This is a genomic window from Paraburkholderia tagetis (assembly GCF_022213065.1).
Taxonomy (GTDB): domain Bacteria; phylum Pseudomonadota; class Gammaproteobacteria; order Burkholderiales; family Burkholderiaceae; genus Paraburkholderia; species Paraburkholderia tagetis.
Genome location: NZ_JAKLJA010000019.1, coordinates 123,214 through 132,975, shown reverse-complemented (window position 1 = coordinate 132,975; position 9,762 = coordinate 123,214). Strand labels below are relative to the sequence as shown.

Genomic DNA, 9,762 nt, shown 5'->3' with positions numbered 1-9,762 from the left:
AATCTGCTCAAACGAGATACGACCACGAAAGCTGGGCTGAAAAACCGAAGGCTCAAAGCCAGCGCCAGTGATCCGTACCGCGAGAAGATCCTCGGCCTTTGAGCTTCATGCGATTGCCCTGACGATTGCCGCGGAGTATGGGCAGTGAGCATAGTGCGTGCCAATACGCGCGTTTTGCGATCGGCCTGCACCTATCCGTTCGAGTAGGCTGGCGTCGCCTCCCCAGCGTCCTACAGTACTGTCATACGATAAGAAACGCTGTTGACCTTACGGGGTGCACCATGACATTCGTTGAACAGGAAATCGCGCATATCTCGCGTGTGATGCCGCTCTCGCTGGCGGGCGACTTCGAGGAACCGGTCATGGGCGTCGACTACTGGCGCAAACGGCTGTACACCCTGCTCAAGCAAAATCACTTGACCCACGTTCAGCTTGGGACCGTCGATACGCTTTTACGTCAGCTCGACGGCTGCGAGGCGCTTGGCCGCTGGCTACCGCAAGCGACGAAGAAGGTTGCGCGTTTCCCGGTGCGAGTGAGGGAAGGCCGCCTGGCCGCAGTGGTTTGAATTGGTTTGCATTCCGTGCGCATCCGCGCACAGAATGCAGGCGCGGAAAAGCAAAAAGCCCGGTCGCGATGACCGGGCTTTTTGCATGAATTCGCTGGTGGGGCGTGAGTGACTCGAACACTCGACCTACGGATTACGCAAAATCACTGTGGTACTGCCTCGAAAGTGTGCACGCAAGAGATGCGAATGTCGCAATGGCCGCAGCATTTCAAACTCTGCCCGTCGCACCGATACCTGTAGCAGACCACCAATTTGCTTTGATTTTCAGATAGAAGAATCAAAGACGAATCAATTCCCCTCTAGCATTGCGCCCCATCAACCGGTGCAGCACTTTCGACCTTTAGCCGATTGAGATTACTCCAGCCGCGCGCTATAAGCGCGTGACGGGCAGAGATATCGCTCGGCATCACTCGGCGTTCCTGATTCTTGCAGTTCCGATATACCCGGCCGCGTCTTTGTCGACGATCAGCAAGGCGACGAGCCTGTTCATGGCGACACGTCATGGTTATGCCATCGTCTGGATGCTCCGACAGTACCGGCAACCTGCTGTCGCAATCCCCGCGCGCAAACTTGATACAACAGGACTTTAAGAATGGCTGATTACGATGGTAGTAATTTCTGGACTTCTTCTGCTACAGAAATAGATGGCAGCAAGCAAAACGCCATTGCAATATCGATCGATGATCGCGCCGCTACTCGGCAGGCGATTGTCAGCGCGCTTGCGCGAAAAGGCTACAGACTGATTGAGCGCTCGGCGTGGCACGCAAAGCCCCCGAGAGGTGTAATGCGGGAAAGTCACTGGGACTATCAGGATATCGTCATACATCATGCGGGTCGCAGCTATTCTTGCGGTGTACCTTCAATCGAGGAAATTCAGCGAGTACAGACAGAGGACATGGGCAGAAACCCACCTTTCGATGATGCCGGATATCACTACGCGGTTTCGTGCCAGGGCGAAGTGTACGAGGCGCGAGATATCCGATTTTTGGGTGAACATGTGGCCGGCAGTAATTCGGGAAAAATTGGTATCGTGTTTCTGTCTGATTTGGTTGAGGCAGGCGAAGCCTACGAGCAGGAGTACAGTAGATTATCGATTTTTGATAAGTTCAAAAATTTTCGTGGGATTATAACGGATTGGGCTATTTTTAAACACGATAAACCTACTACGGTTCAGATTCAGGCTGCTACAGCCTTATGTGAGATTTTGAAGGATTTTTTTAATATTTCCCGACTGGGTGGGCATAGGGAATATCAGAAACTAGCAACCAATACGGGGCGAGCCTGCCCTGGGAATCTCGGGATGGATATTGTTAAGTTGCTGCGATCGAGGTTATCGCTATCTGCGCCGGGGAAGTGACTCGCCATGAAAAGGAAGAAATTTTTAGTTATTTTTATATTTTTTGTGTCGTTATTGGTGTTGGTGGCTGATTTATATATCGGATATTATTATTCGTATATCGATCATGAAGAGCACGAGGTTTATTTTTTTAAAAGATTTCCAACCCTAAGAAGGGAGTTTATCAATCCATTTTCAAACGAAGGAGATAATCCATCTGTTAATGAATTATCAACGAATGTCCGCAAAGAGCTTTTCGATTTTTGTAAATATGCTTACGGCGTAACTCTCAATGACACAAAATCACTTGAGAGTTGTAGGGGGCAGATTATTCGAGAAATTCAGTAGTTAAGCTCAGCAGATTCCTGCGGACACTTGAGTTTTTTTCTCGCTTGTATTCCACTCGTCTGATGGAGTATTTGCACTGGAGACTACATGGGTCTTTTTTATGCTGCTGTGGACGGCGATCCGCTAACCGGTCATGAGAGCAGCCACGTTATTGCGCGCAAAGGGCTTCGTCTCCCTACAGTCCGGGGTGACGACGGCAAAACCAGAAATTTGGTCTATCTTGGCGATAGCGCGTGGTGCGGTGCCTGCCAAAGCTATGGCGTGATTGTCGGTGGCTCGGGAATAAGGGAACAGCGCCGCATGATTGATCTGGCTGGTGGAAGCGGCCGTCGCCAGGCGGTAGGCGGAGACGAAATTCACTGTAACTGTTCAACCCCACCACAAATCATCCCTATTTACGGGAAGAGATGGTCAATCATTGACGAGGTGAAACGCGAAACAGTAGGTGCCCAGAAGCAGACGCCGCCGCCGGCACCGACCGTTGAGCCAAAGCATGAGCGTTGGTTTTCCATTGTGGACGGCGCAACCGGTGAGCCTTTGTCCGGACGCGAATTCATCGCGAACGTGGGCGGTGCCAGGCAGGTTGGAAGCACCGATGACAACGGCTTCGCGCATATCGCGACAAATGGGGAGGTGCCCGTCGATATCCACGTAGTTTTCAGTTCGCCCAGGCGCAAACTCATTGTGTTGGGAGTTTGAAGGGAATGCTTTTCGGAAGGTAATCGCCAAAGCCAACAGGCTGGGAATGGCCGCGGTCAGAACGAGCGAAATCCGCTTAAAGCCAAAGCAGAACAAATTCGACTTTGACGAACCCGAGTAAAGCGCGTCAGATCGGGCAGATCCGGTTATACGGCGCCAGAAAGCAAAAAGCCCGGTCGCGATGACCGGGCTTTTTGCATGAATTCGCTGGTGGGGCGTGAGTGACTCGAACACTCGACCTACGGATTAAGAGTCCGCTGCTCTACCAACTGAGCTAACGCCCCCAACAGAAGAAAGATTATGCATGGCTTTTTGAGAGTTGGCAAGCCTTTTTCGCAAAATTCCTGAAAAGCCGTTGCCGGTCCGTTCGGTTTGCTCTGGCGGCAGTCAGACGCGGTTCGGGCATCGCGTCGAAGTTGTGGCGCGTTGAGCCATGGGCGATGCGTCCCGGTATGATGTCGCCACGTCGCGCTGATTCCCAGCCGGCAAGCCGCGTAGTGCCACCCGATCCCGCTGCCCGATCCATTCGATGCGCCGGATCGGACAGCCTTGCCGCGCGGCATGGATTCCAGACAAGAAGGCATAAGACGATGGACGAAAAGGCAATCGACGCGCTGCTCGAGCGCGTGCTGGCGCCGTGGGTGAAGGCGCTCGGGATGAGACCGGTCGAGGTCACCGAGGAGAGCGCTACGATGCGCCTGCCGTTTTCCGGCGAGTTTCGTCATTCGGGCGGCGTGATCTGCGGACAGGTGTTCATGGCGGCCGCGGATACGGCGATGATCGTCGCCATTACCGCGGCGCTCGGCGAGTTCAAACCCATGACCACCGTTGCGCTCAACACCAATTTCATGCGCGCCGTGCGCAAGGGCGATGTGAAGATCACCGCGCGCGTGCTGCGCATGGGCCGTAATCTGGTGTTCGGCGAAATAGAGCTCTACGACGAAGAGGGCCGAATGGCCGTCCACGCGACCTCAACTTACGCGCTACTCGACTAAGCTCTTGCCTTCGGGACGATTCGAAGGATAGACGGCGCATGTTCGATCAAGTGGTCTTTGCCGGCGGCGGCAATCGTTGCTGGTGGCAGGCGGGGTTCTGGGACGTCGTGCAGCCGCAATTGCAGATTCGCCCGCGCGTGATTACGGGTATCTCGGCGGGCGCGGCCACCGCCTGCATGCTCTACATGCGCGACTCGCAATGGGTCATGCGCTATTACGAAGAAGCACTCAAGCACAACACGCGCAACGCGTATTGGGGCAACCTGCTGCGCGGCGAATCGGTGTTTCCGCACTACCGCATCTATCGCCAGGCGCTGCTCGACATCTACGGTCCGCACTTCGCGAAGTTGCAGGACGCGCCCGAGATCCGCATTGGCGTTTCGCATCTGCCGCGCTGGCTCGGCGCGCGCAGCGCGGTCGCGGCGGGGCTCATCGCGTACAACATCGAAAAGCACGTCCGCAAGACGCTGCATCCCACGCTCGGGCGCAAGCTCGGCTTTCATCCGGAATTCGTGATCGCGCAGGATTGTGCACGCGTGGACGATCTCGCCGATCTCGTGTTGCAGTCCTCGTGCACGCCTCCCTTCACGCCGGTGCTGCGTCGCAACGGGCGGCCGGTGCTCGACGGCGGCATGGTCGACAACGTGCCCGTGGGCGCGCTCGACGACACGCCGGGTCGCGTGCTCGTGATGGTGACGCGGCTTTATCCGCGTCCGCAGATGTTCGTCGTGAAGCACCGCACGCGCGAAACGCAAGGGGAGCAGCAGCGCCTGTACGTGCAACCTTCGGCGAAGGTGCCGATTTCGAGCTGGGACTACACAAGCCCACTCCAGATGCAGCACGCTTATAACCTCGGCGCTCAGGACGGCGAGCGCTTTCTTGAGCGTCTGCCCGAGGTATTCGAAGCGGCCGCGCACGCGTGAAAGCGCACCCATTGCGCGTACTCTCGCGCTCATGAAAAAAGGCGGCCCGGGCCGCCTTTTTCGTTACTTCTTCGCGTCTGCGCCTGACGCTTAGCGGCGGCGCACGCCCTGCAACGCTTCGGGATTCGCGACGTGCGAGTGGTCGCCTGCATCGAACGCGAGGATGTTGCGGAATGCCGCGCCGAAATAGAGCTCATAGCTCTCGCGCTCCACAAAGCCGATGTGCGGCGTGCAGATCACGTTTTCCATGCGCAGCAGGCTGTAGCCCTGGAGGATCGGCTCGCTCTCGAACACGTCAATGGCGACCATGCCCGGCCGGTTGTGCGAGAGCGCGCCGAGCAGCGCGTTCTCTTCCAGCAGCTCCGCGCGGCTCGTATTGACGAGCAGCGCAGTCGGTTTCATGCGCAACAGGTCTTCCTGCGTGACGATGCCGCGCGTGTCGTCGTGCAGCCGCAGGTGCAGCGAAAGGACGTCGCTCTCCTCGAAGAGCGCTTCGCGGCTCGCGGCCGCTTCGTAGCCGTCCGCGCGCGCGGCTTCGAGCGAGTGCTCGCGGCCCCATACGATCACGCGCATGCCGAACGCCTTGCCGTAGCCGGCCACGAGGCGCCCGATCTTGCCATAGCCCCAGATGCCGAGCGTCTGGCCGCGCAGCACCTGGCCCAGGCCGAAATTGGGCGGCATCGCCGAGGTTTTCAGGCCCGACTGCTGCCACGCGCCTTGCTTGAGGTTGGCCACGTACTGCGGGATGCGCCGTTGCGCGGCCATGATGAGCGCCCACGTGAGTTCGGCGGGCGCGACTGGCGAGCCGGTGCCTTCGAGCACTGCGATGCCGCGCTCGCTGCAGGCGGCAATGTCGATGTGCGGGCCGGCCTTGCCCGTCTGGCTGATCATGCGCAGATGCGGGAGTTTGTCTAGCAGTTGCGAGGAGATGCGCGTGCGTTCTCGGATCAGCACGAGTGCGTCGACTTCCGAAAGGCGGCTCGCGAGCTGGCCGAGACCGCGCACGGTGTTATTGAAGACCTTGACCTCGTGATCGACAAGCAATTGAAAGCAGTCGAGCTTGCGGACGGCGTCCTGGTAGTCGTCAAGGATGGCAATTTTCATGGCAGCTTGGGTGAGGGGTGGCGCACATCTCGGTGCGACTCGATGTTTATCTGGTGGTTATCCCACTATGCAGCGCGCGGCAGGCTGGTATCAATACAAGGGAGCCTCCCGGTGCACGGAACAGGCGGGCATTACGATTGCTGTTCCATGCGATGGCGCTCAACACCGCCAGATCTGGTTTGAGAATTTCCCCCCTTTTATCAGCTTGAAGGGTCGTGACGCAAGCCGCTTTACAGACGGTTGCGAACCCTCGCTGTCAGGGTCTTGACGACCTGCCCGACTGCGCGAACGAAGGTGATGGTTCGTGCAGGGTGCGCCTCCCGCATGCAGCCGTCAAAAGACCCGAACGTTTTTTATCAGCCATCATGGAGACATATCGATGAATCATCCCGACTTCCCCGCTCAGGCCGCCGTACAGGCGCCGGCATGGGTCCGGCACCGGAAACTGGTCGAGTGGGTTCAGAAGGTCGCCGCGCACACGCAGCCCGAGCGCATCGTCTGGTGCGATGGCTCGCAGGAAGAGTACGACCGCCTGTGCCAGCAGATGGTCGATGCGGGGACGATGCGCCGCCTCAATCCGCAGAAGCGCCCGAACTCGTATCTGGCCTGCTCAGATCCCTCGGACGTGGCGCGCGTGGAGGACCGCACCTTCATCTGCTGCGAAAAGAAGGAAGACGCCGGCCCGACCAACAACTGGATGGCGCCCGCCGAGATGCGCGCGACCCTCGACGGCCTGTTCGCCGGCTCCATGCGCGGGCGCACGATGTACGTCGTGCCGTTCTCGATGGGCCCGCTCGGCTCACCCATTGCGCATATCGGCGTGGAGCTGTCCGATAGCCCGTACGTGGCCGCGAACATGCGCATCATGACGCGCATGGGCCGCGCGGTGTACGACGTGCTCGGCGAGGACGGCGCATTCGTTCCCTGCGTGCACAGTGTGGGCGCGCCGCTCGCGGCGGGCGAAAAGGACGTGCCGTGGCCCTGCAACAAGACGAAGTACATCGTCCATTTCCCGGAAGCGCGCGAGATCTGGAGCTATGGTTCGGGCTACGGCGGCAACGCGCTGCTCGGCAAGAAGTGCTTTGCGCTGCGCATCGCCTCGACGATGGGTCGCGCCGAAGGCTGGCTCGCCGAGCACATGCTGATTCTCGGCGTGCGCTCGCCCGAGGGCCGCAAGTACCACGTTGCGGCGGCATTCCCGTCGGCGTGCGGCAAGACCAACTTCGCCATGCTGATCCCGCCGTCCTCCATGAACGGCTGGGAAATCACCACCATCGGCGACGATATTGCATGGATCAAGCCGGGCGCCGATGGCCGTCTCTACGCGATCAATCCGGAGGCCGGCTATTTCGGCGTTGCGCCGGGCACGAGCGAAAAGACCAACTTCAACGCCATGGCGACGCTCAAGGAGAACGTGATCTTCACGAACGTCGCGCTCACCGACGACGGCGATGTCTGGTGGGAAGGTATGACCGACGAGCCGCCCGCGCACGTGATCGACTGGCAGGGTAAGGACTGGACGCCCGCGATTGGCAAGGAGACGGGCCGCAAGGCCGCGCATCCGAACGCGCGCTTCACGGCACCGGCCTCGCAGTGCCCGTCGATCGATCCTGCCTGGGAAGATCCGAAGGGCGTGGCCATCGACGCCTTTCTGTTCGGCGGCAGGCGCTCGACCACGGTGCCGCTCGTGACCGAAGCGCGCGACTGGACCGAGGGTGTGTACATGGCCGCGACCATGGGCTCCGAAACCACGGCGGCAGCAGCGGGGCAGCAGGGCGTGGTGCGGCGCGATCCGTTCGCGATGCTGCCGTTCTGCGGCTACAACATGGCCGATTATTTCGGCCACTGGCTGAAGGTGGGCGAGCGGCTTTCGAAGCTCGGCGCGACCCAGCCGCGCATTTTCTGCGTGAACTGGTTCCGCAAGGGCGAGGATGGCAAGTTTGTCTGGCCGGGGTTTGGCGAGAACATGCGCGTGCTCGAATGGATGGTGCGCCGCATCGAGGGCAAGGCCCAAGGCGAAGACCATGCATTCGGCGTCTCGCCGCGCTACGACGATCTGAACTGGGGTGGCCTGAACTTCACGCCGGCGCAGTTCGAGCAGGTGATCTCGGTCGATGCCGAGGCGTGGCGCGCCGAGCTCGCGCTGCATTCCGAGCTTTTCGCGAAGCTCGCCCAAGGCTTGCCGAAGGCGCTAAGCGATGCGCGCACGGCGCTGGAGAAGCGTTTTTGAGCGCTGGCACGAAATGAGGGTGAGTGCTCACTAGCGTCGCTGCGCGGCTAGCGGGTTTGACCTGGAAGCAAGGGCCGCCTTCGGGCGGCTTTTTCGTATATCGGGCCAAATCGATGGCGGCTCATATCGAATCAGCATCGCATCGTATGCCGTCGTCTGTTGGGCTATATCGCTGCAGTGCGCAAAATTGTTTCGATTCGAGAAACAATGGTCGATGTAACGGTGCGTAATAAGTGACAGTCGCGAAAATCCCTAAGAATTTCCATCGATCTTAGGCAACTTCTGCACGATTTCTCATGTCGTAGGAGAATTCGCGGTTTCCTCTGCCGTTTTTCGGCGGACAGTAACAGGCAGGAGTTGTCACATGGATCATTTGCAGTCGATGCGAGTATTCGTCAAGGTAGCCGACCTCGGCAGTTTTGCCCGGGCGGCTTCCGCGATGGATATCTCCAATGCGGTTGCAACGCGTCACGTCGCCGACCTGGAAGGGCGGCTCGGCACGCGTTTGCTCAACCGCACGACCCGCAGCCTTTCTCTCACCGAATCCGGGCAAGTCTATCTCGAACGGGCCCGCCAGATTCTCGATGAACTCGAAGACGTCGAGCAGATGGTGGTGGCGCGCAATCATGAGCCGGTCGGCACGCTGCGCATTGTGGCGCCCGTGGTCTTCGGGCTGCACAACCTCGCGCCCGTGCTGCAAACCTATACGCAGCGCTACCCGCAAGTCATTCCCGATGTGACGCTGGTCGACCGTCAGGTCGATCTCGTCGAAGAAGGCTTCGATCTGGGCGTCGTGACCGCGCGCCAGATGCGCAGCGCGAGCATCGTCACGCGCCGTCTTACGACTGGCTGCATGACCGTGTGCGCCACGCCGGCCTATCTGGAGAAGCACGGCACGCCCACGCGCCCCGAGCATCTGATGGAGCATCCGTCGCTGTCGCTGCCCTCGGAGTATTGGGGCGACGAGCGCGTCTTCACGGGGCCGGATGGCGAGGTGCGGGTGCGCCCGACCAACGTGATCATCGCGAACAACACCGAGATGCTGCGCCAGTTCGCGCTGCTCGGCATGGGCATCACGATCCTGCCGAGTTACCTGATCGGGCGCGATATGACGCGCGGGCGCCTCGTGCGCCTGCTCGGCGAATATCGGCTGCCGCAGGTTGAGATCAACGTCGCGTATCCGAGCCGCCGCCACTTGCCGGCGAAGGTGCGCACGTTCATCGATCACCTCGTCGAGCACTTCAGCCAGACGCCGAACAGCCAGCTCGGCGAGCAGTGGGTCAAGGACGGGCTTACGCGCCCGGTGAACGGGGTCGCAGCGGCGCCCGAGGCATTCGACGGCTCGGAGCCGATTTCCGACCTGCTCGATGGCGATCATCACAGCACGCAAAGCGAGCGTGCCCCGAAGGCGCCGCGCGTTGCGGCAGGGCGTACGCGGACGTCGGCGATGTCGCCGTTATAAGAACGTTACGTCGCTTATCAGGCACCTAATCGGCGCCTTGGTTTGGGCCGTAATAAAAAGCGCAGCTTCGTGGGAAGCTGCGCTTTTTTTGCTGGCGCG

9 protein-coding genes and 1 tRNA gene are annotated in these 9,762 nt (G+C 59.6%); 8 read left to right on the top strand and 2 right to left on the bottom strand.

From position 1 onward, the window contains the following. The first annotated feature begins 281 nt into the window (after positions 1-281). The 4 genes from L5014_RS21660 (at position 282) to L5014_RS21645 (ending at position 2,949) form a co-directional block, all read left to right on the top strand. Positions 282-566 (top strand): hypothetical protein, encoded by a 285-nt coding sequence (locus L5014_RS21660; protein WP_238465784.1) that lies wholly within the window; start codon positions 282-284, stop codon positions 564-566. A 592-nt stretch (positions 567-1,158) separates the two neighbouring features. Further along, positions 1,159-1,923, top strand: a complete 765-nt coding sequence (locus L5014_RS21655) for a peptidoglycan recognition protein family protein (RefSeq protein WP_238465783.1) — start codon at positions 1,159-1,161, stop codon at positions 1,921-1,923. 6 nt (positions 1,924-1,929) lie between these two features. Then, a complete protein-coding gene (locus tag L5014_RS21650; RefSeq protein ID WP_238465782.1) occupies positions 1,930-2,250 on the top strand; it encodes a hypothetical protein in 321 nt (106 codons plus the stop codon). Between the two features lie 87 nt (positions 2,251-2,337). Continuing rightward, positions 2,338-2,949, top strand: a complete 612-nt coding sequence (locus L5014_RS21645; RefSeq protein ID WP_238465781.1) for a PAAR domain-containing protein — start codon at positions 2,338-2,340, stop codon at positions 2,947-2,949. Between the two features lie 208 nt (positions 2,950-3,157). Here L5014_RS21645 and L5014_RS21640 read toward each other — a convergent pair. Then, positions 3,158-3,233 (bottom strand) — tRNA-Lys (locus L5014_RS21640). A 306-nt stretch (positions 3,234-3,539) separates the two neighbouring features. Between L5014_RS21640 and L5014_RS21635 the strand changes: the two genes are divergently transcribed. Beyond that, the gene (locus tag L5014_RS21635; protein ID WP_238465780.1) at positions 3,540-3,944 is read left to right on the top strand and encodes a PaaI family thioesterase; all 405 of its coding nucleotides are present in this window, start codon (positions 3,540-3,542) and stop codon (positions 3,942-3,944) included. A 38-nt stretch (positions 3,945-3,982) separates the two neighbouring features. Next, the gene (locus L5014_RS21630) at positions 3,983-4,867 is read left to right on the top strand and encodes a patatin-like phospholipase family protein (RefSeq protein ID WP_238465779.1); all 885 of its coding nucleotides are present in this window, start codon (positions 3,983-3,985) and stop codon (positions 4,865-4,867) included. Between the two features lie 90 nt (positions 4,868-4,957). On the opposite strand, the gene L5014_RS21625 is transcribed toward L5014_RS21630, so the two are convergent. Then, the gene (locus L5014_RS21625) at positions 4,958-5,971 is read right to left on the bottom strand and encodes a D-2-hydroxyacid dehydrogenase family protein (RefSeq protein ID WP_238465778.1); all 1,014 of its coding nucleotides are present in this window, start codon (positions 5,969-5,971) and stop codon (positions 4,958-4,960) included. Positions 5,972-6,350: 379 nt separating this feature from the next. On the opposite strand from L5014_RS21625, the gene L5014_RS21620 reads away from it, so the two are divergent. Together L5014_RS21620 and L5014_RS21615 are read left to right on the top strand one after the other, a co-directional pair. Continuing rightward, positions 6,351-8,201: a phosphoenolpyruvate carboxykinase (GTP) gene (locus tag L5014_RS21620; RefSeq protein ID WP_238465777.1), complete on the top strand. Its 1,851-nt coding sequence runs from the start codon at positions 6,351-6,353 to the stop codon at positions 8,199-8,201. A gap of 364 nt (positions 8,202-8,565) precedes the next feature. Beyond that, positions 8,566-9,663: a LysR family transcriptional regulator gene (locus L5014_RS21615; protein ID WP_238465776.1), complete on the top strand. Its 1,098-nt coding sequence runs from the start codon at positions 8,566-8,568 to the stop codon at positions 9,661-9,663. Positions 9,664-9,762 lie beyond the last annotated feature (99 nt).

What these genes read in the sequence shown, in the direction of transcription:
- L5014_RS21660 (WP_238465784.1), top strand. Translation starts at nt 282, where the DNA reads ATGACATTCGTTGAACAGGAAATCGCGCATATCTCGCGTGTGATGCCG.
- L5014_RS21655 (WP_238465783.1), top strand. Translation starts at nt 1,159, where the DNA reads ATGGCTGATTACGATGGTAGTAATTTCTGGACTTCTTCTGCTACAGAA.
- L5014_RS21650 (WP_238465782.1), top strand. Translation starts at nt 1,930, where the DNA reads ATGAAAAGGAAGAAATTTTTAGTTATTTTTATATTTTTTGTGTCGTTA.
- L5014_RS21645 (WP_238465781.1), top strand. Translation starts at nt 2,338, where the DNA reads ATGGGTCTTTTTTATGCTGCTGTGGACGGCGATCCGCTAACCGGTCAT.
- L5014_RS21635 (WP_238465780.1), top strand. Translation starts at nt 3,540, where the DNA reads ATGGACGAAAAGGCAATCGACGCGCTGCTCGAGCGCGTGCTGGCGCCG.
- L5014_RS21630 (WP_238465779.1), top strand. Translation starts at nt 3,983, where the DNA reads ATGTTCGATCAAGTGGTCTTTGCCGGCGGCGGCAATCGTTGCTGGTGG.
- L5014_RS21625 (WP_238465778.1), bottom strand. Translation starts at nt 5,971, where the DNA reads ATGAAAATTGCCATCCTTGACGACTACCAGGACGCCGTCCGCAAGCTC.
- L5014_RS21620 (WP_238465777.1), top strand. Translation starts at nt 6,351, where the DNA reads ATGAATCATCCCGACTTCCCCGCTCAGGCCGCCGTACAGGCGCCGGCA.
- L5014_RS21615 (WP_238465776.1), top strand. Translation starts at nt 8,566, where the DNA reads ATGGATCATTTGCAGTCGATGCGAGTATTCGTCAAGGTAGCCGACCTC.